Consider the following 25,008-nt stretch of genomic DNA (forward strand, 5'->3'; position numbering starts at 1 on the left):
GCGCGGACGCAACGAAACGATAAAGAGGTGAAGGGCTTGAATCGGCAGCGGAACAAGGCATGGAAACGGAAGCGGATCGCGCTGGTCGCGATAGCCTGCTTGGCGCTCCTCGCGACCTTTGGCGACAACCCTCAATCCTACGCCAGCGAGCGATTGCGGGATCGCACCCAGAATCAAGGAAATCTGCAGACGGATGCGGAACAGCTGTCCATGGACGCCATCCTGCAGCCGACCTACGGCAAGACGCTGGCGGCTTATGCGGAGAAGGGCTATACACCGGCCGATCAGCCGGACGACGCGTGGAACGCGAATCGATATTCGGCGTTCGGGGGCGCGAAGCCGCCGTCGGAGACGGTGGACGGGCAGACCTCCGCGCTGGTCTGGGACAAAGCGACGACGTGGCTGGAATGGACCGTGGACGTGCCGGCGGACGGCCTCTACAATTTGAACGCCCGGTACTATCCCCTCGCAGGAAAGCGGCTGCCGATCCAGCGCGAGCTGCTCATCGACGGGAAGAGTCCTTTCCGCGAAGCGCAGCGCATTTATTTCTATCGCAATTGGCTCGATCAAGGCGAAGTGCTCCTGAACAATCAAGGCGACGAGGTGCGCCCGAAGCAGATCGAGCGGCCCGTCTGGATCGAACAGCCGATCGTCGACGGAAACGGGCTGTATCCGGCGCCTTATCAATTCTACTTCGCGGCGGGCAAGCATACGATCCGCATGAATTTCCTGACGGAAGCGATGGCGGTCGACTGGATCTCGCTGACGTCGCCGAAGCGGCCGCCAAGCTACGACGAGGCGGAGCAAGCGTACCTCGACCAAGGCTTGGAACCGGTTCGGGACGTCAACGTCAAGGTGCAGGCGGAGAACAATCCGACCAAGTCCGATCCGACGATCCGGAGGGAATCGAACGGCGATCCGCTTACGGAACCGGCGGGCGACGGCAGGATCCGGCTGAACGCCTTCGGCGACTGGCGCTGGAGGAAGGGCGGCCAGAAAGCCTCTTGGACGTTCGAGGTGCCAAAGGAAGGGTTGTACAAAATCGGACTGAAAATCGGGCAATGGTGGGGCGACGGGCTGCCGTCCTATCGCCAGATTCTGATCGACGGCGAGGTTCCGAACAAGGAAATGGAGCTCTATCCGTTCAGCTATTCGCGGAACTGGCGCATCGAGACGCTGCACCGGGATAACCCCAAGACGGGAGAGGCCGAGCCGCTGCTGATGCATCTGACGGCGGGCGAACACACGATTACGATGGTCGCCGAGGTCGGTCCGTATCAAGGCATCGTCGAAGCGCTGACGGAGGATACGCAGAAGCTGTCCGATCTCTATCGGCGCATCATCATGGTCACGGGGCCGACGCCGGATCCGAACTTCGAATACGAGCTGGGGAAGAAGGTGCCCGAGCTCGTCGAGGACTTGAAGGCCATCGCCGACAACCTGCTCGTCCAGATGGACGCGCTGACGGCGATATCCGAGAAGGTCCCCAGCACGGTGAGCAGCCTGCGCATGATGAACCATACTTTCGAGCGGATGGTCAACAATCCCGACTCGATTCCGCGGCAGCTCTCGGAGCTCAGCAACAGCCAAACCAGCCTGAGCACGCTGCTGACGGGCCTGCAGAACGTACCGCTCGTGCTGGATTACCTGCTGATCAGCGCGCCGGACACGGACTATCCGAACGTGAAGTCGAATATCTGGCAGAAGTCCGTCAGCACGCTGAAGAACTTCGCGGCTTCGTTCACGAAGGATTACACCGGCGTCGGCAGCGTCTATGGCGACGGCAAGGGCGCGGCCGCGAAGGAAGAAGGACCGGTGCTCGAAGTATGGGTATCCCGGGGCAAAGAGTGGGCGGAGATCATGAAGGAAATGGCTGAGGAGGATTTTACACCGAAGACGGGCATTCGCATCAACGTGAATACGCTGCCCGCCGGACAATTGAATTCGGGCTCCGTCAATACGCTGCTGCTGGCGGCAAGCTCCGGCAAAGCGCCGGACGTGGCGACGGGCGTCGACGCGCATCTGCCCGTCGAGTTCGCGATCCGGGATGCCACCGTCGACTTGTCGAAGTTCCCGGATTACGCGGAAGTCAGCAAGCGGTTCCTGCCGGGCGCGCTCATCCCGTTCCGGTATAACGGCGGCAACTTCGCGCTTCCGGAGACGCAGGACTTCAACGTGCTCGTATACCGCAAGGATATTCTCAAGGAACTCGGCGTCAGCGTGCCGCAAACCTGGGAGGATACGTACGCGATGCTGCCGGTCCTGCAGCAGAACGGGATGCAGATGTATTATCCGATCTCGTCCCTCGGGTTCATGCCGTTCCTCTATCAGAACGGCGGCGAATTCTATCAAGCGGACGGCAAGAAGTCGGGCCTCGATTCGCCGGAGGCCTTCCAAGCTTTTACCGAATGGACGGAGCTGTACACGAACTATAAGTTCCCCGTGTCGGCCAATTTCTTCAACCGGTTCCGTACCGGGGAGATGCCGATCGGAATCGCGGATTATCTGACCTACGTGCTGCTGTCGACCGCGGCGCCCGAATTGGTGGGACGCTGGGGCGTCGCGCCGTCGCCGGGCCACGAGAAGGCGGACGGCACCATCGACCGCACGAGCGGCGGGAACGTCCAGTCCGTCGCGATCTTCAAGCAGTCGCAGCATCAGGAGGAAGCCTGGGAGTTTCTGAAATGGTGGACCAGCACGGAGAGCCAAGTGCAGTTCGGCCAAGAGCTGGAGGCGCTGCTCGGCGTCGAGGCGCGCTGGAATACGGCGAACGTCGAAGCCTTCACGCAGCTGCCCTGGCCGGAAGACGACTTGAAGGCGCTGACGGATCAGTGGAAGTTCTACAAGGAGCAGCCGTACGTGCTTGGCGGCTACTTCACGGCGCGCAACATCGATAACGCGTGGAACCGCGTCGTTCTGGGCGGCACGAACATTCGGGAATCGCTGGAGCAGGGAATCAAGGACGTCAACAAAGAGCTCGCAGCCAAGCAAAAAGAATTCGGGTTCTCGCCGGATTAGCGGCCTTGGGAGGAGGAGCGGCATGGAAAGCAGCGTGGAAATATCGAATCCGCTTCGGGTGACGGCCGAGAAGCCCAAGCGGTTGAAATTGAAATTAACGCAGGCAGGGAAGAAGGCGGCGCTGGGGTATCTGTTCCTCAGCCCCTTCCTCATTCTCTTCATCGTCTTCACGGTCGTGCCGGTCATTCAGTCCGTCTATCTCAGCTTCACCTATTACAACATGCTCCAGCCGGCGAAATGGGTCGGCCTCTCGAATTACAGCGTCTTGTTCCTGGAAGACGATACCTTTATCAAATCGATCAAGAACACTTTCGTGTTCGCGGTCATCGCCGGTCCGCTCAGCTACTGCCTGTCGTTCATGCTGGCATGGGTGATCAACTCGCTGCGGGCCAAGATGCTGTTCTCCCTGGCCTTCTACGTACCTTCGATTACGAGCGGCATCGCCCTCTCGATCGTCTGGCTGTACATTTTCTCCGGGGACCGCTACGGCCTGCTGAACAACTGGATGCTAAGCTGGGGGATGATCAGCGAACCGATTCTATGGACGACCGATCCGGACAGAATCATGCCGGTCATCATAATCGTGTCTTTGTGGATGAGCATGGGAACGGGCTTCCTGGTCTTCCTCGCGGGGCTGCAGAACGTATCGCCCGAGCTGTACGAGGCCGGGGCGATCGACGGCATCTCCAGCCGGTTCCAGGAACTGTGGTACATTACCGTGCCGCTGATGAAGCCGCAGCTGCTGTTCGGCGCGGTCAACTCCATCGTCGCCGCGTTCGGGGTGTTCGACATCGCCGTGGCCATCGCCGGCATGCCAAGCCCCAACTATGCGGGACATACGATCATCTCGCATTTGTTCGATTATGCCTTCATTCGCTTCGAGCTTGGCTACGCCTCTTCCATCGCGGTGTTCCTGTTCTTCTTGACCTTCGGCTTGGGCAGGATCGTGATGAAGCTGCTGTCGTCCAAAGAACAATAGGGAGGCCGAAGGACGTGACGATGAATTACGGAAAATGGGTTGCCCGCTTCAACAGGGGATTGCTGTACGCATTCATGATCGCGTTGGTCGGCTTCACCGCGCTGCCGATCATCTACATGGTATCGACGGCCTTCAAGCCGCTTAACGAGTTGTTTCTGTATCCGCCGACGTTCTTCGTCCGCAAGCCGACGCTGCGCAGCTTCTTCGACCTGCTGACCGCCACGGACAGCTCGGTCGTCCCGTTCACGCGCTACATCTTCAACAGCGTGTTCGTCTCCGGCTCCATCGTGGCGGCCAGTCTGATCGTCTGCTGCCTCGGCGCGTTCGTGCTGTCCAAATTCAAGCCGCCGGGCGCGAGTTTCATCTTCGCCGTCATCCTCTCCGCGCTGATGTTCGCGCCGCAGGTGACGCAGATTCCGACCTATATGATCGTATCGAAGCTCGGTCTCGTCAATACCTATTGGGCGCTCATTCTGCCGAAGATCGCCGTCGCCTTCAACATCTTCCTGATGAAGCAGTTCTTCGATCAGATTCCGGACGCCTTGATCGAGGCGGCCCATATCGACGGCGCGTCGGAGTGGAAGATATTCTGGAAGGTCATCATGGCGGTCAGCAAGCCGGCCTGGGCGACGCTGATCATTTTCTCCTTCATCGGCAACTGGAACGATTATTTCTCGGCGCTCGTGTTCACGACGAGCGAGACGATGAAGACGCTGCCGCTCGCCATCCAAACGCTGGCCGGAGGGCCGGGCGTCGTCGCGCGGTCGGGCGCGCTCGCCGCGGGCACGCTGCTGGTCACGCTGCCGCCGATCTTGATCTTCATGCTGTTCCAACGGCTGGTCATGAATACGATGGTTCATTCCGGGATCAAATCTTAGGGGGCGGAGAGGATGCACAAACGAATAACGGCGGCCGTACTCGGCTGCCTGCTGCTGCTGTGCGGCGGGCTGCCCGCCTATGCGCTCCCGCAAATGTCCTATACGATCGATCCCATGTACGGGTATAAAATCCCGATTCCGCTGACCTATTCGGTCGACAAGGTCATCCTGGACATCGGCGATCAAGGCTTTAATAAACCGAGCGACCTGTTCATCGACGACAAGGGACTGCTGTACGTGGCGGACACCGATAACGATCGGATCGTGAAATTGAACGCCGACGGGAAAGTGCTGGGAAGCTACGGCAAGGAGCAGGGCGTCGATCTCGACAAGCCGGGCGGAATCTTCGTCGACCAGCTCGGCGATATGTTCGTCGCGGATACGGGGAACGGGCAGGTCGTCCACCTCTCTCCGGAGGGCAAGGTCATCGAAGCTTTCGTCAAGCCGGAGTCGAGCCTGCTCAGCCCGGATATGGAGTTCGCCCCGGACAAAGTCATCTTGGACCGGCGCGGCTACCTGTACGTGCTCAACAAGAACGACTACAGCGGCTTTATGATGCTCGACGCGCTGAACCGGTTCCGCGGCTATATCGGCGCGAACCGCATCCCGTTCGATTGGAAGAAGCTGCTCGTCCGGGTGCTGGCGACGCCGGAGCAGCGGGAGCAGCTGAACAACGAGGTTCCGCCGCAGAACGCCAACTTGACGCTGGACGGGAAGGGCTTCATCTATACGCCCACCGTGCTGATCGATACGGATCAGATCAAGAAGTTCAACGCCATGGGCGAAAACATCTACAAGAAGGCCGCGTTCGGCCAGTCTTCCATCGACAGCGGCACGATGGAGCTGCCGTACTTCGTCGACCTGGCCGTCGATCAATACGGCGTCATCAATGCGCTGGACGCGATGTCGCGCAAGATTTACCAGTACGATCAAGAGGGAAACCTGCTTGCCGTGTTCGGCGGCCAAGGCGACGTGAAGAGCCGGTTCGAATACCCCGTCAGCATCGTGACGGACAAAGCGGGCAAGATTTACGTGCTCGACCGGGACCGGAACAACATTCAGATTTTCCAGCCGACGCGGTTCGCGGACTTGGTCCATCGGGCGAGCCAGCTGCATTACAGCGGGCGCTACCAGGAGGCGCTCGTCCCCTGGAAGGAAGTGCTGACGATCGACGAGAACTATCCGCTCGCTCACCGCGGCGTCGCGAAAGCGCTGATGAAGGAAGAGCAGTGGAAGGCGGCGATGAAGGAATTCAAGCTGGGCGAGGATCAGGACGGGTATTCGAAGGCGTTTGCCGAGTACCGGCATGATATCATGCGCAAGTATCTCGGATGGCTGATCATCGGCGCGGCACTGGTCATTTATGCGGTATACCTTCTGGTGAGAGGGATGATTCGCATCACGAACTCCGTCATAAGGAGGTACGGCTATTGAATAAAGCGTTGGTCATGAAACGAACCGGGCTGCGTTCGGCGCGGCTCGCCATCGCGGTTCTCTTCCGTCCGTCGGAGAGCTTCGAGGAGCTGCAGCGAACGAAGAACTTGATGGCGGCCTTCGTGCTGATCGTGCTGACCCTGTGCGTCCGGATCGCGACGATCTACATGACGAGCTTCCATATTACGTCGCTTCAGCCCGAGAATGCCGATCTGAACCTGGAAGTGATCCGTTTCGTGGTGCCGCTGGTCTCCGGCGTCATCGCCTGTTATCTGATTACGGCGATCATGGACGGCGAAGCTTACTTCAGCCAGATCCTGACGGCGATGTCGTACGCCTTGATTCCGTACATCGTGTTTGCCATTCCGCTCGCGGCCGTCTCCCGGATCATGTCCAGAGGCGAGCTCGGGCTGTACAACAGCATCAATCTCATCGTGTGGGTATGGGTCGCGCTGCTGATTTTCATTCAGCTCAAGGTGCTGAACGATTACACCTTCTCGAAATCCGTCGGCGTCATGCTTTTGTCCATCTTTGCCTTCTTGATCTTCTGGGGAACGGTCGGCCTCGTCTTCGCGCTGACGAACCATGTGCTGCAATTCGTTCGCGAGGTCATCGTAGAGGCCCGCTATTTAATGGAGAAGTGAGGAGGGGAACCCGATGAGGATCAAAGCCAAACGCTGGCTCTACTACGCAACCGTCGGCTGCGTCGTCGCCGCGCTGGTGCTCTTGGCGCTGCCTTCCCTGCGGAGTGCCGTCGAGCGGGCGCGGACGGAGCTCGATCCGGCGAAAGCGGCCGCTGCCGCGGCGGCGGAAGCCGATGCGGCGGCCGAAGACGAACCGGCAGGCGGAGAACCGGCCCCCGAGCCGGGGGCTTACGAGAGGATCGCGCAGACGGACCGCCTGGAGCTGCTGTTCCGCGCCTCCGATTCCGCGATCGCCGTCAAGGACAAGAGCAACGGGCATCTCTGGGAGTCGGCCGTGCCGCAGAAGGAGGTCAGCGCCGACGGCAACGAGCTCTGGACGGCCAGCAGCCAGTCGATCTTCCACTTGACGTTCGCGGACCCCGACCTGCCGGCGCTCGAAACGCAGGAGACCAACTCCGCGCTGGAGCGGCCCGAGATGAAGACGACTCCGCTGGATAATGGCATCTCCGTGCATTACGAGCTGCCGCGGCTGAAGATGAGCTTCGATATGAACTTCCGGCTGAAAGACGATGCCTTGGAAGTCACGATTCCGGGGGCATCTATCCGGGAATCGAAGAACAATTGGCTCATGGCGATCTCGCCGCTGCCATTCTTCGGCGCGGCGACGGATCGCGATCAAGGCTATTCCGTCTATCCGGACGGCTCCGGCGCGTTGTCGACGTTCAAGCGCATTCATCCCACGTATTTGAATCCTTACCGCGCCAGCGTGTACGGTCCGGACACCATCGATTTCAACAGCATGACGAGGCAGATGAACGCCATGCTGCCGATCTTCGGCCAGAAGGTCGGGGACAACGCCTTCCTCGGGATGATTACCGAAGGTGAGTACGACGCGAACATCCTGTTCTCTCCGAGCGGTTATCTGATCGACTTGAACCGCGTCTCCTCGGAGCTGGTCTACCGCCGGGATTACGAGGCGGTCAAGAAGGACGGGAACTTGACCAAGAAACCCGAGAAAGACTTGATCCGGGAAGACCATACGATTCGCTACGTGTTCCTGAGCGGGGAAGAAGCCGACTACAGCCATATGGCCGCGGCTTACCGCAATTACCTGGTCGACGAACAAGGCGTGCAGCCGCGGATCAAGAAGGGGGATCCCATTCCGTTCGGGCTCGACCTGCTAATGGGCATCAAGCAGGATCGGATCCTGTTCGACAAGTTCATCGCGACGACGACGTTCGACGAAGCGCAGCAGATCATGGCGGACTTGGGCCGGCAGGGCGTCGGCACGATCTCCGCGAATTTGCTCGGCTGGACCGGCAAGGGCTACCTCGCCTATCCGTCGGGGAACGAGCCGTCCGCGAAGCTGGGCGGACTCGGCGGCTTGGAGAAGCTGAGCGAATACGCCAAGAAACAGGGGATTCAGCTGTTTCTGCAGGACAATTACGTCGACGCCTGGAAAGGCATCGACGGGTTCTCCACGCGCACCGACGTCGTCGTGGGAGCGAACCATTTTGCCGTCACCGACCGGTACAGCGAGTCCTTCAACTTGAGCGCGGGCAAGCAGAACAAGCAGTTCCAGTCCAAGGTGCTCGATCCGCTGCGCAAGCTGTCCGTCTCGGGCATCAATTTCGACGGCATCGGGTATCAGGACTACTACGATTACAATTCCGATTACCCGGCGACCCGCGAGGGCACGGCCGCGCATTGGATGCAAATGATGGAGAAGTCCGTGAAGCAGTTCGGCGGCGCGGCCTCGATCGGCGGCAACGGGTACAGCCTGAAGAACTCCTCGCGCCTGTTCGGCATTCCGATGGAGGACAGCGGCTACTTCTTCACCGACGAGACGATCCCGCTCTATCAGATGGTCGTGCACGGGCTCATCCCGTATTCCGGCGATGCGCAGAATCTGTTCTACGACCCGCAGCTGCAATACCTCAAGATGGTGGAATACGGCTATATGCCGTACTACCAATTCACGATGAACTACGCCGACGAGCTGAAGGACACCTATTATAACGACTTGTTCAGCTCCGATTACAAGAGTTGGTCGGCGCAGGCGATCCGGCAGTACAAGGAAATGAACGAGAAGCTGGCGCCGCTGTGGTCCCAGGCCATGACGTCGCACCGGAAGCTTCGGAAGGATCTGTACGAGGCGGCCTACGAGGACGGCACTAGGGTCTTCGTCAATTATTCATCGGGTGAACTCCAGGCGGATTCGCATACCGTGCCGGGCAAAAACTTCATCGTCGTGCCGAAGGAGGGATAACATGAGAGGGAGAAGGCTCAGTCTCGAACGAAAGAAGATGATGGCGGGCTATGTCTATATCGCGCCATGGGCGATCGGCTTCGCGTTGTTCATGCTCTATCCTTTGGTGTATTCCATATGGCTGAGCTTCCACGAGGTGGCGAACGTCGGCAATTTCGAGCTGAAGTCGGTCGGCTGGGACAATTTCAACAAGGCGTTCGTGCTGGACACGAAGTTCATCCCGCTGTTTATCTCGGTCATCCAGGACGCGCTGATCAATACGCCGCTCATCCTCGTATTCTCGCTGTTCATCTCGATCCTGCTCAATCACAATATCCGGGGACGCGCGTTCTTCCGGGCGGCGTTCTTCCTGCCGGTGCTGATCGGCTCCGGGCTCGCGATGCAGCAGCTGCTGTACGCCGGCGTCGGGAAGGACACGATGGTCAACGGCATCGGGGTGCCGGACGAAGTCTTCCTCTACATGGGGCCGACGTTCTCCCAGATCGTCTTCGACATGCTGAGCCGTTTGACGGTCATCTTCTGGAAGACGGGCGTGCAGATCCTGCTCTTCCTGGCCGGTTTGCAGGGCATCTCCGTATCGCTCTACGAGTCCGCGAGATGCGACGGGGCGACGGAGTGGGAGATGTTCTGGAAGATTACGCTCCCGCTCATGACGCCGATCATCCTGCTCAATCTCGTCTATACGTGCGTGGATTCGTTCACGGACATCAACAACCGGATGATGGTCTACATCAAGGATACCGCCTTTACCAATATCGAGATGGGCTATGCCTCCAGCATGGGCTGGATCTACTTCTTGTTTATTTTCCTGCTGCTCGTTCTCGTGTTCGTTTCTACCCGGCGGCTGGTCGTGTACACCGGCGAAAAATAAGAAGCAAGGAGGCGTACGCATCGTGAAGTCGATACCGGCATCGAAGGCGAAGCCGCGCTTGGCCGCGCTCGCCGAGGCGAGTGTCCGCGGCAAAGCGGCGGCCGCGATCCGCAACAACACCGTCATCAATCGCATCGGGAGCAAGAGCCGCTGGGTCGGATTCATCTACCGGCTGTTCGTTTATCTCATCCTGATCGATCTGGCGTTCGTATTTCTGTATCCGTTCATTTACATGACGACCACCGCGCTCAAGCAGCCCGCGGATTTGATGGATTTTACGATCAAATGGATTCCGACGAGCCTCGCATGGGAGAACTTCTATTACGGCATGAAAGGCCTCCAGTTCTGGACGCACTTCAACAATTCGGCGCTGATCGCGGTCGCCAGCGTGGTCGGGCAGGTCTTATCCTGCTCGTTCATCGCTTACGGCTTCGCCCGCATCAAGTTCCCGGGGCGCGAGGTGCTGTTCGTCCTCTGCATGTTCACGATGATCATTCCGCCGCAGACCATCATCGTGCCGTTGTTCATGCAGTACAAGACGATGGGCTGGCTCGACAGCGTGCTGCCGCTCGTCATTCCGTCGTTCTTCGGCAACGGGCTGCGGGGCGCGCTGTTCATCTTCATCTTCCGGCAGCTGTTCCGCGGCTTGCCCTGGGAGCTGGAGGACGCCGCGCGGGTGGACGGCTGCGGCAGCTTCCGGGTCTACTGGAAGATCATCATGCCGCTGACGCCGCCGGCGATCGTCGTCACGACGCTGCTGTCGCTCGTCTGGCATTGGAACGACTTCTTCGAACCGTCGATCTATCTGACGAGCGAAGAGAAGTTTACGCTGCCGATGATGCTCCCGCGGCTCTATCAATCGCTCGATACGCTGACGGGCAGCACGTTCGAGGTGTTCAGCCTGCCGGTGGTCATGGCCGCGACGTTCGTTTCGCTCTTGCCGATGCTGCTGGTGTACCTGTTCCTGCAGCGGTATTTCATTCAGGGCGTGGAGCGTTCGGGATTAGTTGAATAGAGGGAATTGCGGGGAAAGGCATGACCTACGGTCGGTAGGGACCTCCAATCGCTGTTGTAGATCGATTTCTCTGATTATATGAAAGATTAAGCGGTTGAAATCGATCTACAAAGGCGACCACTTCGTTTTTCCGATCTCCTACCGACCTGCGGTCACTTTTTCACCTCTATTCAGGGGGTGGCGGAAAGGAAAACCTAAACCAAATTCGGGAGGTAAGGACAATTATGAGCAAAGTACGGATCGGTTTCATTGGCACGGGCGGCATCGCGGGGCTGCATGCCCGTCAGCTGCAAGAACTGCCGGAAGCGGAAATCACGGCCATCGCGGATACGAGCGAGATCAGCCGCGAGCGGTTCATGGAGCGGTTCGGCCTGTCGGACATCGGCGTCTTTTCGGATTATAGGGAGATGCTGCTGCAGGCGGGTCTCGACGCCGTCATCATCTGTTCGCCGGGACACGCTGCATTTCCAACAGGCCTACGACGTCCTGGACAGCGGCCGGCATGTCCTGATCGAGAAGCCGATGACCTGCTCTTCCGCGGAGGCGGAGCTGCTGCTCCGGAAGGCCGAAGACGCGGGCAAATTGATGCAGGTGTCCTATCAGCGCCACTTTCAGCCCGAATTCCTGTACATTCGGAGCGCGATCGCGAGCGGCGAAATCGGCAAGCTGACGTCCGTCACCGCTTCGCTGTATCAGCAATGGCGGCAAGGGTCGCCGGGCTCCTGGCGGGCGAATCCGGCGATGTCCGGCGGCGGCTTCCTGATGGATTCGGGCAGCCACATCATCGACGTGCTGCTCTGGACGACCGGGCTGACGCCCGTCGAGGTGAAGCCGCAGCTCCATATGCACGGCTCGACGGTGGAGATCGACACCTTCACGTCGATCCGGTTCGCCGAGGGGCAGGTCGCGGGGCTGAACCTGGTCGGTTATTCCCCCTGCTGGCATGAGACCTTCGTGTTCTGCGGCGAGGAAGGCGGCATCTTCTACGACAACGGCGCCATTACGCTGCGCCGATTGAAGCAGGAACCGATCGTGCCTGAGCTTCCGAAGCAGGAAACGAACCAGGACAAGAGCTTCATCGACGCCATTTTCGGCCGGCACGAGGTGCTGGTTCCGGGCGAGTTCGCTTTAAAGGTCGTGAAGCTGTCGGAGATGATCTACCAGGCCGCCGGCTACGATCCGAACGCGGCGGTGACGGACGCCGGAGAGGAGCAGCCGGCATGAATATGAAGCTGGGCATGCGAATCCCTCCCAAGATCGGGGCGCAGGGAATGGAGAAGACGGCGGAGCTTGCGGCAGCCGCAGGGTTGGATGTGCTGGATCTGCCGCGGCTGACGCCGGAATGGAAAGTGGCCTGCGAAGGGGCGGGACTCGGCATCGGGTCCGTGGACGTCGGGCACACGGCGCAGCTGCTGAGCCGCGACGAAGCCCGCCGCGCGGATGCGGCGGAGGCCGCGAAGCGGGAGATGTCGGAGATCGCGGCGCTGGGCAGCCGCGTGCTGTTCATGTGCCTCGTGCCGGAGGATCGAACGCTTCCGCGGAGCGAAGGCTTCGCGATCTGGAAGGAGACCTTCCCGGCGATCGTCAAGCATGCGGAGCGGGAAGGTTTGTACATCGCCATCGAGGGCTGGCCGGGGCCGGCGCCGCATTATCCGACGCTCGGCTGTACGCCGGAGATGCTGCGGGCAATGTTCGACGCGATTCCGTCGAAGCATTTCGGCTGGAACTACGATCCGTCGCACTTGGTTCGCCTCGGTATCGATTATATCCGGGCGCTCGGCGAATTCGGCGAGCGCATCAACCACTGCCACGGCAAGGACACGGAGATTCTCCATGACGAGCTGTACGAATGCGGCGTGCTGGAAGAGACCTTCGGCGCGAAGTACGGTTTCTCCGAAGGCTCCTGGCGGTACACGATCCCTGGCCACGGCGAAGTGGACTGGGGCAAGGTAGCCGTTCGGCTCGATCGTCTGGGCTATTCCGGCGCGGTCAGCATCGAGCTGGAAGACCATCGTTTCTGGGGATCGCTTGCGGCGGAGAGCCGGGGCATCGAGAAAGCGGTGATGCATTTGGCGAAGTACTTTAAATAAACGGCTTTCCGATTTCTAGCGCCGATTTCCATATTAGTGCTTCTATCGATACTAGCGCTCCTATCGTTCCTATAAAAACATCATTCCGATTTCAACGTTTTGCACAAAAAGCCCCAAGCGCGGTAAAAACCGCGTTTGAGGCTTTTTGTGCGTACTCGACTACCGGCTTGCCGGCGCAGGCCCGGTCGAGGCGCGCACGAGCAGCGACGTGGGCAGCAAGGTTTCTGTCAATGGCAGGTCCGGGTTACACAGCCGGGCGAGCAAACGTTCCACGGCGCATTCCGCGTATAACGGGAGATTAACGTCCATCGTGGTCGTAGGCGGCGTGGCGAGCCGGGACAGATAGCCGTTGTCGAAGCTGACGATCGAGGCATCTTCCGGCACGCGGCGTCCCATCTGCTGCAGCGCCGAGTTCACCATGAACCCGAAACCGTCGTTGACGCAGAACCAAGCCGTCGGCTGCGAAGGCAGCTGCATCAGCCGCTCTCGCACCGCGTCGTTCTCCTCGACGGCATCGGTGATCAGCCATTCCTCGCGAAGCGGCAGGCCGAGCTCGAAGCCCGCCAGGCGGACACCCTCCAGCCGCTCGTAGTAACTCGGCGATAGCCGGGTATTGCCGATAAACCCGATATCGCGATGGCCCAAATCCGCCAAGTGCTGCACGGCTTCGAAGGCGCTGAACCGATTGTTGGTCAGGATCGCATCCGCCTGCAGCGCCGGGTGATGATGATCGATCAACACCGCGGGGATGCCGGTGTCCAGCACGGCTTGAATGTAAGGGGTTGTGATATGCGAGAGAATGAGCACCCCGTCAACCGTGCGGTCTTGCAGGAATTCCGGCAGCGCGAGCGAGCTTGCCTGCTCGGGACTGATGGATTGTATGAGAAGACCGCAGCCGTTGCGGCTCAATTCTTTATCTACGCTCAGATAGATATCTCCGAAAAAGCTCTTCATCGAGAACGCGTAGTCCGAGGCAATGAGGGCAATGATACGCTTGGAACCCGAAACCGCGGCGGAATCCGATTGGCGCTTCGCGTACGTATAGCCCAATTCGGCTGCCGTCTGCACGATCAGTCGCCTTGTATCCTCGCTCACGCCGGGTTTTCCCGTCAATGCTTGAGAAACGGAATTTTTGGAGAGATTAAGCTTGTCGGCCACGTCTTGCATCGTCACTTTCGTTTTCAATACCGTTATAACCTCCGTTGCGGTCTGTTTCTGAGTATAAGAGATAGACCTGTCATTCTCATTGTTCCCTAATTACAATAGGCCTGTCAAGTGGAACAATACGGTGCGAATGCTGGGTCGCTAATACTGTCTATGTTATTTGTAACGTTACAAAAGTGACTGTATGGCATTACATATTTGAAAACATATCGTTACTTTAAATTATTGTCACTTGACTATAATAATTACAAGTAGCATAATAGGTCTCGTTATCACGTTGTGTGTTAGGTTTTATCGGTCCTCTACTTAAGGTTTCTCATTACATTACAGCATGGAGGGTTTCGTAAAAATGAAGAAAAGAAGTTCGGCATTACTTATGGTCACGCTTTCAGCCGTGTTGCTTTCGGCCTGCTCGACAGGACAAGGCACGGCGACGAACGATAACGGCAATACTGCCGCGGGCGGGGTGACGACGATTGAATTTTGGGCGGCGCCGAATCCGACGCAGCAGGCTTACTGGCAAGAGATGGCTAAGGCTTACCAAGCCACCAACGATAAAGTAAAGATCAACGTCAGCGCGATCAAAGAATCGCCGACATCGGAAGCCAGCATCCAGTCGGCCATCGCCGCGAAGAGCGCGCCTACGATGTCCGAGAACATCAACCGCGGCTTCGCGGCGCAGCTGTCGGACAGCCAGGCGCTCGTTCCGCTCGATACGCTTGCCGGCTTCTCCGACGTGATTAGCAGCCGCAGCATGACGAAGACGATCGAGCCATGGAAGTTCGCCGACGGCCATCAGTACGTGCTGCCGATCTACTCCAACGCGATGCTGTTCGGCTGGCGGCTAGATACGCTGAAGGAACTCGGCTACGACGCGCCGCCGAAGACCTACAGCGAAGTGCTCGAGGTTACCAAGAAACTGAAAGCCAAATACGGCGACAAGAAATACTTGTGGGCGAAGCCGGATCTTGCGGATCCGACCGCTTGGAAACGCTGGTTCGACTTTTACATGCTGTACGACGCTGCTTCCGGCGGCAATAAGTTCATTGAAGGCAACTCCTTCACGGGCGACGAGAAAGCCGGCACCGAGGTGTTGACCTTCGTGGACAACCTGCGCAAGGAGAAAGGTATTTTGGCCCGTCAGGTCACGGATCCCTTCGAGAACGGAACAGGCATCTTCACGGATGTGGGTCCTTGGACGTTCACGACTTGGGCGCAGAAATATCCGAACCTGAAGTATAACGACACGTACACGCTGAGCATGCCGCCGGTACCAGACGGCATCGATCCGGCGCAAAGCAAAACGTTCGCCGACACGAAAGGCCTCGTCATCTACGCGTCCGCGACGAAAGCGCAGCAGCAAGCAGCCGTCGACTTCATCAAATGGGTATACAGCGACGCCGCGAACGACGCGAAATGGTTCAAGGAAACGAACCTGCCGCCGGCGCGCGACGATCTCTCGACCAACGAAGCATTTAAGCCGATTCTGGATGCAAGCCCTCAGCTGAAGCCTTACGCGGAGAATGTGCCGAATGCCGTACCGCCAATGGACAACGCGAAATACAACGACCTGCAAACGATTATCGGCGTTGAAGCGTTCAACAAGGTGGTCAAAGGCCAAATCGCCCCTGCGGACGGATGGGCAGCCATGAAGGCGGCACTGGAAAAAGCCCTGAAATAAGGGAGGATTCCAAACATGGAACAACGCAACAATAAATTGGGCTGGCTCTTCACCAGCCCTTATCTCATCTACTCCGTCATTTTCTTCTTCATTCCGTTGATCTGGACGTTCTTCTTGTCCGTCACGGACTGGAATTTGATCAAACCGACGTTCAATTTCGTCGGCATCAGCAATTTCAAGGAAGCGCTGCAATCGCCTAACGTGCATGCGGCTTTCTGGAACACGTACCGCTTCATGTTGATTTTCGTTCCGCTCGTTACCGCGCTGGCCGTTGGCGTAGCCGTCTTGGTCCATGGCTTGCATCGCTTCAAGGGCTTGTTCTTAATCGGGTTCTTCCTGCCGTACCTTAGCTCCGGCGTCGTATCGGCGCTGATCGTGAAGGGTCTGCTGTCTTATACCAGCCCGATCAATACCGCGCTGCGCGGCATCGGCATCAATGTCGACTGGCTCGGAACGCCGTTCACGGCGCTCTTCATCGTCGGTCTCATTCTCGCTTGGAAATTCACGGGCTACTATGCCCTCATTATTACGTCCGGCCTCGAGAGCATCGACAAGGAAGTGTACGAGGCTGCCGCGATCGACGGGGTCAAAGACGGGCAGCGATTCTGGCGCATCACGCTGCCGCTTCTGTATCCGTCGCTGTACACGACGCTGATTCTGGCGTTCGGCGTTACGTTCGGCATCTTCACCGAGGTCTACCAACTGACCGGAGGCGGTCCGGGCAATGCCACGAACACGTGGCAGATGGAGATTTTCAAGCAGGCGTTCTCTAACCTGCAGAGCGGTTACGCATCGGCGGTCGCGCTGCTAGCATCGATCGCGACGTTCATCTCGATCTACATCATCCGCAAATTACTCGAAGTTTGGGGGAAGCGCAATGGTTGGGTCTAAACGGCACAGCGGCGCAAGACGGACCATCCGTTACGCGCTTGCCATCGTGCTTCTTCTCATCATGGTGTATCCGTATCTGTACATGGTGCTCAGCTCCTTCGCGGATTGGGCGCAAATCGACAAGACGCTTATTCCGACGAAATTCACGCTGCGTTCGTACGATTGGCTGTTTACGGGCGGGGATACCGGCATCACGCGGCCATGGCTGCACGCGTTCATGAACAGCGTGATCGTATCGATCAGCTCCACGGTGCTGATGATGGCATTCGGCGTCATGGTGGCCTACGCGCTGGCCAAGTTGAATTTCTTCGGACGCAAAGCGATCGATAATTTCGTGTTGTTCCATATGTTCTTCCCGGCGATCATTTTGCTCATTCCGACGTTTCTGATCATTCAGCGCGTCGGTTTGTACGATACGTATTTCGGGCTTATTCTGCCCAAAGCGGTCAGCCTGTGGGCGATCTTCATGTATACGAACTTCTTCAAGGCGGTGCCGCAGGTGTTCATCGAAGCGGCCCGTCTGGACGGGGCGTCCGATCTGAAAATCATGTACCGCATCATGCTGCCGATGTCGAAGTCGATCACGACCGTCATCTTCCTGTTCCTGCTCATGGAGCGCTGGACGGAGCTGCTGTGGGATATGATCGCCGTCAAGAGCGATTCGATGCTGACGCTGAACGTGCTCCTCTCGCAAATGTTCGGGCCTTACGGTTCGTTCCCGGGACCGTTGTACGCGGCATCGACGATTTTGACGCTTCCGATCATCATCATGTTCGTCATTTTCAGCAAGAAGTTCAAAGAAGGCATGCAGTTCAACTTGAAATAAAACAGTTTGAAATCAGGCACTTGGGTGAGGAGAGAGAAGGATGGCTTCAGGATTGGAACAAGGCAATCGGCCGCAGGCATGCGGGGAACTGCTCGCGGCTTACCGCGCTTCCGGCGCGCGCGCCGAAGACGCGGAGCGCATCGCATTCGGCGGTCATGCCGACAAGGACGTCTACAATATAGCCGCGCCGTTCGCGGACAATGGCGTGACGGTTATTCCGGGACGCGTGGAATCGCGCGACAGCGAGCATGCCGAGGTCGTATTCTTCGCGGAGCAGGCCGGACAATGGCTGCCGCTTGCGGATGCGCCGGTGCTGGTGCTGCAGGATCCGTTCCACAGCCGGATCGGCGGGGAATTGATCGTGGGCGGCGTGGAGATCTATCCGCATCCCGTGAACGAAGGCGCCCTGATGTGGCGCACGGTCTTCTACCGCGGTCAAGACATCCGCAGCCTGAAGCCGTTCTTCAAAGGGCCTGACGGCATGAAAGACCTTCGCCTCGTCGAGCTCGCGGACGGATCGATCGGCGTATTCACGCGGCCTCAGGGCGAGAAGGGCGGCCGCGGCAAGATCGGCTTCGCGCGCGTGAAATCGCTGGAGGACTTGTCGCTGGAGGCGATCAACGAAGCGCCGCTGCTGGAAGGCCAGTTCGCGGAAGGCGAGTGGGGAGGAGCCAACGAGGCGCATCTGCTCGAAGACGGACGGGTCGGCGTACTCGGCCACGTCGCGAATTTCGACGACGCGGGCAACCGGCACTATTACCCGATGGCGTTCGTGTTCGATCCTTCGGACGGGACGTTCACGTCGATGAAGCTGATTGCCGAACGCAGCAAGTTCCTGCCGGGTCCTTCCAAACGGCCGGATCTGCAGGACGTCGTCTTCAGCGGCGGCCTGGTTCGCCGCGAAGACGGCACCGCCGTGCTGTACGCGGGCATCAGCGACGCGGACGCGCAGCGAATTGTAATCGACGACCCGTTCCAAGGTCTGTAAGAGCAGGGCTAACGCTGCTGTAAAGAGAGATAACCTACTGTAAATGCAGAGATAACGTACTGTAAATGCAGAGATAACGTACCTATAGTTAAAGATAACGTACTTTTAAATATAGAGATAACGTACCTGCAAGCATAAAAAGCACCGAGCTTGGATTTGGATAGGAGTATACTACAGAGGAGTTAACGCTATGAATATTTACCGCTATGAACAGAATCCGCTGGTGACCCCGGCGGCCGTGAAGCCGCATCGCGACGATTTCGAAGTCATCGGTGCGTTCAACGCCGGCATCGCGGAGTATAATGGCGAAGTCATCATGCTGCTTCGCGTGGCCGAGCGTCCGATCAGCCCGGATCCCGAGGTGGTGCTGGCGCCCGTGTACAACGTGGACACCAAGGAGCTGGAGCTCATTCCGGTCCGCAAGGACGATGAACGTTACGATCTGTCGGATCCGCGCGTCATTATTCTGAAGGAGTATGCGCCGGCGTTTCAATATCTGACGTCCCTGTCGTACCTTCGCATCGCGCGCAGCAAGGACGGGCATAACTTCACGATCGACGAGAAGCCGTTCCTGTATCCGTCCGAATCGCTCGAGACGTTCGGCATCGAGGATCCGCGCATTACCCAAATCGGAGATACGTATTACATTTACTACTCCGCGGTATCTCCTGTAGGTATCGGCGAGTCGCTCGTCTCGACGAAGGACTTCGTGAACGTGGAACGCCACGGCATGATTTTCGGTCCGGACAACAAGGACGTCCTGATCTTCCCGGAACGGATCGGCGGCAAGTATTACGCGCTGCACCGTCCGACGACGAAGAGCGTCGGCCGTCCGGAGATGTGGATTGCCGAGTCCGACAATCTGCTCTACTGGGGCAATCATAAGCATCTGATCGGCCTGCGCGACGGCATGTGGGACAGCGGCCGCCTGGGCGGCGGCGCGGTTCCGTTCCGTACGGAGCGCGGCTGGCTCGAGCTGTACCACGGCGCGACGCTGGATCACCGCTACTGCATGGGCGCGGTGCTGCTCGACCTGAACGATCCGTCGAAGGTCATCGCCCGTTCCGTCAAGCCGGTCATGGAGCCGGAAGCCGACTATGAAGCGAACGGCTTCTTCGGCGGCGTGGTGTTCTCCTGCGGCGTCCTCGTGGACGGCGACCGGGTGCGCATGTATTATGGCGCCGCGGACACGTCGATGGCGTGCGCGGAGCTGAGCCTGCAAGAGATTTTGGACAGCCTGGAAGAGGTTTAATCGAAATTCGTACGAGAATAGAGCAGCTGCTTGGAGACGCGGGTCGTCTGGAGCAGCTGCTTTTTGCATTGTTTGCGAATGGGGATTCCAGCCGATAGCGGGTTGACAAGAAGGTATCCTAGAGTTAGGATGTAATTATAATAATATTAAGATAAATAATAGTAGGATATCGGCATAGGAGAATGAGTCTTGATGTCTGTTGGCGTTCAAATATGCAGCGGCTGCGCGAAGCGAGCCTCGAAAGGAAGGGACTAATAATGAAGAACATTCGAATCTATTCACCGGATCAACAAGTGAGCGAGGTATTCCCGGGAGGCAGCATTACCGTGCAAAAGCCGATCGGGTTCCCGCATCAGGATTCCGTCGTGCGGCGCGTCGGTCCGCTGTTTTATTGGTCTTGGGCACATACGGACAATGAAGGCGGGATCGGGCTTCACCCGCATGAAGGGTTCGAGATCATGTCGTACGTCTTGAACGGGAAGCTGATTCACGGCGATACGCTGGGCACGGAGAGCGCCGTTGGCCAAGGCGGCATTCAGGTCATGCAGACCGGCTCCGGCGTCTCCCACAAGGAGAAGTTCTTCGGTCCCGACGGGGAAGCCTTCCAGATCTGGCTGGAGCCGCATTTGAGCGAGGCGCTGAAGCGCCGGCCGACCTACGCCGACTATCGGCACGAAGACTTCCCGTTGGCATCGCCGGCTCCCGGCGTCAGCGTGAAGACGATTCTCGGCGCCGAATCGCCGATCGAGCTCGTGACGGACGCGAAAATGTGGGACATCACGGTGGAACCGGGCCATGCGCACGAACAGGACATTCCGCCGGGGTACACGTGGGCGGCGCTGGCGGTCCGGGGAGACGGCACATGGGAAACGCCGGATGGGGACGGCGAATCCGTACCGTTCCGGCATAAAGACTTTAGCGTGATCGATGCGGCGGACGGCGGCAGGCGTATCGTCCTCCGGGCAGGCAGCGATCGGGCGCTTCGGATGGCCGTGATCGAATTGCCGGCGGAGGTCGACTATCCGCTTTACCGCAAATAAAACATCTCGCAGAGCAACAAGCGGCTATCTCCTATTGGAGGTGGCTGCTTGTTTGTTTATGCTTCCGTTCGTTCCACCTGGCAGACCGTCTCCCACCAACGGCACGATATCCCGCCAAGCTTCGTTTTATGAAAAGCGTTTTCATAACTCCCCGCCCTGACCCGCCCAAACCTCTAATCATTGCGATAGAAAACCAATCGTTGTCTTCTAGTTCCCGTTTCCCCCTGTCCGTATAATTAGCGTACAGAGGTGATCGCATGCTCGAGAGACTGGCAAAATACCGTTCCCAGTACATTATGATCGCACCGGCCGTGATCTTATTGTTGTTGTTCAGCTACATTCCGATGGCCGGCATTCAAGTCGCGTTCAAGAACTTCCACATCGGCTACACGATTTGGAACGCTCCATGGACCGGGCTTGAGAACTTCTCTTTCCTGAAAGACGACCAATTCTGGGTCGTAGTCAAGAATACGATCATCATCGCGGTGCTCAAATTCGTCTTCGGCTTTCCGGCGCCGATAATTCTCGCCCTCCTCATCAACGAGGTGCGGCACAGCGGGTTCAAGCGGTTCGTGCAATCCGTCAGCTACCTGCCGCATTTCTTCTCCTGGATCGTCGTGGCGTACATTCTCCAATCGCTGCTGACGCTGGACGGGGGGCTGGTCAATCAATTCGTGACCAAGACGGGCGGCGACCCGATCTTCTTCCTGGGTTCGACGGAATGGTTCCGCCCGATGATCGTGGCGAGCGGCCTGTGGAAGGAAGTCGGCTGGAATACGATCCTGTACCTGGCGGCCATCACGACGATCGACCCGCAGCTGTACGAAGCGGCGAAGGTCGAGGGCGCGGGCCGAATGGCGCAGATTCGCCACATCACGCTGCCCGGCATCATGCCGACGATCTCGATCGTGCTCATCCTGAGCATGCCGAGCCTGATCGCGGTCGGGATGGACCAGATTTATCCGCTCATGAATCCCGCCAACCAGCCTGTCGCGGACGTGCTGGACACGTATATTTTGCGAAGCGGGCTGCAGCAAGGCTACTTCGGAATGGCGACGGCCGTCGGCCTGCTGTCCTCCGTCATCAGCTTGATCCTCGTGCTCGTCACGAACCAGACGGCGCGCAAAATCAACGGGGAGGGGCTCTGGTAGGCTATGAAACGATCGGCAGGCGACAAAACGAGTCAAATCGTCATCATCGTGCTTCTATTGCTGTTATGCTTTACGGTCATCTATCCGTTCCTATACATGCTGGCCATTTCCTTGAACGAGGGACGCGACGCGGCCAAAGGCGGCGTATACCTGTGGCCTCGCAGCTTCACGCTCTATAATTTCCGCATCGTGCTCGGCAACGAGATTATCCAGCATTCGTACTGGATTACGATCGGCCGCACGCTTCTCGGGACGGTCACGGGACTGCTCGTCACGCTGCTGGCCGCGTTCGGCTTGTCTTACCGGGCGCTCCCGATGCGCGGAACGATTCTCGGCTACGTGCTGCTGACGATGCTGTTCAGCGGCGGATTGATCCCGTTCTACATCCAGCTTCACGATCTCAACTTGCTTAACTCCTTCTGGGTCTATATCGTGCCGAGCGCGTTCTCGGCGTGGAACATGTTCGTCATGATGAAGTTCATCGGCGGCATTCCCGAAGCGCTCATCGAATCGGCGGAGATGGACGGCGCCCATCCGTTCCGGGTGCTCTGGTCCATCATCCTGCCGCTGTCCAAACCGATGCTGGCCGCGCTTGGCTTGTTTACGGGCGTCATGCACTGGAACGATTGGTTCGCGGGGGCATTCTTCGTCTCCAACCAGAACTTGATTCCCGTGCAGACGTTCCTGCAGCAGCTGCTGTCCGCGCAGGACATCTCGGCGGTGCTCGGCGGGAACAACAACGTGGAAGCGCTGGCCCGGGGCTCGAGCTTGGCCAACGTCACGCTGATGTCCATCAAGATGGCCACGGTCATGGTGAGCGCGATTCCGATCCTATGCGTCTATCCGTTCCTGCAGCGCTACTTCGTCAAAGGCGTGCTGATCGGTTCCGTGAAAGGCTAGTCCGAGGAAGCGGCACGGCACGCAGCGGGAGCTCGGGACTAATCGGGTCCCGTGGATACAAATAAAGGAAACGGGCCGCTCGACAGCAGGTGTACGGAAACACCATATATAATGGAGATACAGAAAGGGGAAGCAGCAGATGAAAGCATTCACGGCAAAAAAGAGCATGGCCATCGGCTTGGCGGCGCTTATGCTCGGCTTGACGGCATGCTCCAGCAGCGGAAATAATAACGGCGGCAATGCGGGGCAGGCGAATACGAACGCAGCCGGGGGCACGGCTTCGAACGCGGGCGATACGGCCGGCTCCAAGGATTTCAAGCTATGGCTAGGCTGGACCGCGACGATCAACAACGACAGCATGGTGCAGAAATATTGGAAAGAGCATGAACCGGGCATCGAAGTGAAACTGGAAGCGACGCAGGGCGATGCCATGACGGCGCTCAACCTGAAGCTGAACACCGGCGGCTTCGAGGATGCGGCCTTGTTCAACCGAAGCGATATCGTCAATTCCTCGATGATCCGCTCGAACAGCATTCTTCCGCTCGAGCAGTATTTCGATATGCCGGACAAATACCCCGGCTTGGCTTCCATTCCGAAGCTCTACCTGGACGCCATGAAGGACAAGGACGGCCACATCTGGTCGATTCCGACCTGGTTCGACCAGAATCCCGAAGATCCGTGGCCGGGCTGGGCATCGCTGGGCTGGTTCGTGCGGAAGGATATTCTCGATAAGACCGGCATGAAAACCGATGATCTGAAGACGATCGCCGGAATCGAGAGCTATCTGAAGGCTGCCGCCCAGCAGAAGGATCCGTCGGGCAAGCCGTACATTCCGCTCAGCTTCCTGTCCGACGCGAACGACGAGAACGTCATTCTCAGCACGTTCGGAGTCTCGACCTCGACGGCCGGCGGCGTTATTCCGGTCGAGAAGAAAGGCGACGGCTACGAGTTCATCTACGACAACCCGCAGTACAAAGCGGCTTACCAATGGATGAACCAAATGTACCGCGAAGGTCTCATCGATGCCGAGGCCATCACGGACAAGGCGGAGCGCTACAAGGAGAAAACCAAATCTGGACGCATCGCGATGAACGCCGGCGGATTCTTCAACATGGACGCGCATATCTGGGAGATCCTCGACGGACCGACCGAGCCGGCCTGGTTCTACGAGACGATCCCGTACCCGCAAGTGCCGGGCGTCGATCATATCGGAGCCAACCAAATCGTCAATCCGTTCCCGGGCAACGACTTGTATATCAGCAAGGATACGAAGAACCTGAACGCCATTCTGGCCTTCACGGATTATATGCTGCAGCCGAAGCCGGAGCAGCAGCAGGTCGCGAACGAAGGTCCGGCCGGCGTATACTGGAACTGGGTCGACAAGCCGCTGGGCCTGTGGAAATTCACGGACGACAACTACCAGCAGCTGCACGATTCGGGGGATGCGGCCAAGATCGCGAGCACGAATCCCGGTTTGTACGGCATCTCTTCCTACAGCAATGAGTGGTATCCGTGGTGGAACTATGCCGTTACCAATCCGAAGGGCCGGCAGAAAACGATCGATTTCACGGAAGCGATCGGCAAGATGGGCGGCGTCCGCGTCGCGCAGCCGTACGACATGGTGAAAGCGAAGCCGGGCGGCCTATGGGAGAAATACTTGCCCGAGCTGGAGAACGTCCGCAAGGAGTTCAAGGCGAAGCTGCTGATGGCCAAGGACGACAAGGCGTTCGAAGCGGCATGGACCGACTTCCAATCCGCGCTCGAGAAACGCGCCCACTGGAGCGAGCTCAAGCAGGAATGGAACACGACGCTTCAAGAGGAGACCGCGGCCAAGTCGTAATCTTGACCGCAGCGCAATGAACGAAGCCGATTCGCGACGCATGTTCCGATCGGAACCGAATCGAACGCATCGAGAAC

20 protein-coding genes and 1 pseudogene are annotated in these 25,008 nt (G+C 58.4%); 20 read left to right on the forward strand and 1 reads right to left on the reverse strand.

The genetic code is table 11. The features are described from left to right. The first annotated feature begins 36 nt into the window (after positions 1-36). The 11 genes and pseudogenes from GT003_RS25280 (at position 37) to GT003_RS25325 (ending at position 13,198) form a co-directional block, all read left to right on the forward strand. Entirely contained in the window at positions 37-3,018 is a 2,982-nt protein-coding gene (locus GT003_RS25280) for an extracellular solute-binding protein (protein ID WP_161703201.1), read from the forward strand. 22 nt (positions 3,019-3,040) lie between these two features. Then, positions 3,041-3,997 (forward strand): carbohydrate ABC transporter permease, encoded by a 957-nt coding sequence (locus GT003_RS25285; RefSeq protein WP_161703203.1) that lies wholly within the window; start codon positions 3,041-3,043, stop codon positions 3,995-3,997. A 20-nt stretch (positions 3,998-4,017) separates the two neighbouring features. Beyond that, a complete protein-coding gene (locus tag GT003_RS25290) occupies positions 4,018-4,875 on the forward strand; it encodes a carbohydrate ABC transporter permease (RefSeq protein ID WP_161703370.1) in 858 nt (285 codons plus the stop codon). 12 nt (positions 4,876-4,887) lie between these two features. Then, positions 4,888-6,309 (forward strand): NHL repeat-containing protein, encoded by a 1,422-nt coding sequence (locus tag GT003_RS25295; protein WP_161703205.1) that lies wholly within the window; start codon positions 4,888-4,890, stop codon positions 6,307-6,309. Next, entirely contained in the window at positions 6,306-6,953 is a 648-nt protein-coding gene (locus GT003_RS25300; protein WP_161703207.1) for a Yip1 family protein, read from the forward strand. Before GT003_RS25295 ends, GT003_RS25300 begins: the two co-directional genes overlap by 4 nt. 13 nt (positions 6,954-6,966) lie before the next feature. Continuing rightward, the gene (locus tag GT003_RS25305) at positions 6,967-9,222 is read left to right on the forward strand and encodes a DUF5696 domain-containing protein (protein WP_161703209.1); all 2,256 of its coding nucleotides are present in this window, start codon (positions 6,967-6,969) and stop codon (positions 9,220-9,222) included. Between the two features lies 1 nt (position 9,223). Then, the gene (locus tag GT003_RS25310) at positions 9,224-10,093 is read left to right on the forward strand and encodes a carbohydrate ABC transporter permease (RefSeq protein ID WP_161703211.1); all 870 of its coding nucleotides are present in this window, start codon (positions 9,224-9,226) and stop codon (positions 10,091-10,093) included. A gap of 22 nt (positions 10,094-10,115) precedes the next feature. After that, positions 10,116-11,108: an ABC transporter permease subunit gene (locus GT003_RS32665; RefSeq protein WP_161703213.1), complete on the forward strand. Its 993-nt coding sequence runs from the start codon at positions 10,116-10,118 to the stop codon at positions 11,106-11,108. A gap of 224 nt (positions 11,109-11,332) precedes the next feature. After that, positions 11,333-11,648, forward strand: a pseudogene (locus tag GT003_RS32670) (Gfo/Idh/MocA family protein); the annotation flags it as partial. A 45-nt stretch (positions 11,649-11,693) separates the two neighbouring features. After that, positions 11,694-12,332 carry a Gfo/Idh/MocA family protein gene (locus GT003_RS32675; RefSeq protein ID WP_239566108.1) on the forward strand — a complete coding sequence of 213 codons (639 nt, stop codon included), beginning with the start codon at positions 11,694-11,696 and terminating at the stop codon, positions 12,330-12,332. After that, complete coding sequence (locus tag GT003_RS25325; protein ID WP_161703215.1) at positions 12,329-13,198, forward strand: sugar phosphate isomerase/epimerase family protein; 870 nt, start codon at positions 12,329-12,331, stop codon at positions 13,196-13,198. The genes GT003_RS32675 and GT003_RS25325 overlap by 4 nt, the downstream gene beginning before the upstream one ends. 159 nt (positions 13,199-13,357) lie before the next feature. Here the strand turns inward: GT003_RS25325 and GT003_RS25330 are convergent, their stop codons facing one another. Next, on the reverse strand, positions 13,358-14,383 hold the full coding sequence (locus GT003_RS25330) for a LacI family DNA-binding transcriptional regulator (RefSeq protein ID WP_161703217.1): 1,026 nt from the start codon (positions 14,381-14,383) through the stop codon (positions 13,358-13,360). A gap of 328 nt (positions 14,384-14,711) precedes the next feature. Between GT003_RS25330 and GT003_RS25335 the strand changes: the two genes are divergently transcribed. From GT003_RS25335 to GT003_RS25375, 9 genes are all read left to right on the forward strand, one after another. After that, positions 14,712-16,043, forward strand: a complete 1,332-nt coding sequence (locus GT003_RS25335) for an ABC transporter substrate-binding protein (RefSeq protein WP_161703219.1) — start codon at positions 14,712-14,714, stop codon at positions 16,041-16,043. A 15-nt stretch (positions 16,044-16,058) separates the two neighbouring features. Further along, a complete protein-coding gene (locus tag GT003_RS25340) occupies positions 16,059-16,934 on the forward strand; it encodes a carbohydrate ABC transporter permease (RefSeq protein WP_161703221.1) in 876 nt (291 codons plus the stop codon). Continuing rightward, positions 16,921-17,760 carry a carbohydrate ABC transporter permease gene (locus GT003_RS25345; protein ID WP_161703224.1) on the forward strand — a complete coding sequence of 280 codons (840 nt, stop codon included), beginning with the start codon at positions 16,921-16,923 and terminating at the stop codon, positions 17,758-17,760. Before GT003_RS25340 ends, GT003_RS25345 begins: the two co-directional genes overlap by 14 nt. Before the next feature lie 40 nt (positions 17,761-17,800). Further along, a complete protein-coding gene (locus GT003_RS25350; protein WP_161703226.1) occupies positions 17,801-18,748 on the forward strand; it encodes an MTP-1 family protein in 948 nt (315 codons plus the stop codon). 190 nt (positions 18,749-18,938) lie between these two features. Further along, positions 18,939-20,000, forward strand: a complete 1,062-nt coding sequence (locus GT003_RS25355) for a BtaManbiosPhlase (protein ID WP_161703228.1) — start codon at positions 18,939-18,941, stop codon at positions 19,998-20,000. Positions 20,001-20,257: 257 nt separating this feature from the next. Next, entirely contained in the window at positions 20,258-21,040 is a 783-nt protein-coding gene (locus tag GT003_RS25360; RefSeq protein ID WP_161703230.1) for a pirin family protein, read from the forward strand. Positions 21,041-21,297: 257 nt separating this feature from the next. After that, on the forward strand, positions 21,298-22,191 hold the full coding sequence (locus tag GT003_RS25365; protein ID WP_161703232.1) for an ABC transporter permease: 894 nt from the start codon (positions 21,298-21,300) through the stop codon (positions 22,189-22,191). A gap of 3 nt (positions 22,192-22,194) precedes the next feature. Then, positions 22,195-23,091 (forward strand): carbohydrate ABC transporter permease, encoded by an 897-nt coding sequence (locus GT003_RS25370; RefSeq protein WP_161703234.1) that lies wholly within the window; start codon positions 22,195-22,197, stop codon positions 23,089-23,091. 139 nt (positions 23,092-23,230) lie between these two features. Next, complete coding sequence (locus GT003_RS25375; protein ID WP_161703236.1) at positions 23,231-24,931, forward strand: type 2 periplasmic-binding domain-containing protein; 1,701 nt, start codon at positions 23,231-23,233, stop codon at positions 24,929-24,931. The last annotated feature ends 77 nt before the right edge of the window (positions 24,932-25,008 follow it).

Source organism: Paenibacillus sacheonensis (genome assembly GCF_009909195.1).
Lineage (GTDB): Bacteria > Bacillota > Bacilli > Paenibacillales > Paenibacillaceae > Paenibacillus_Z > Paenibacillus_Z sacheonensis.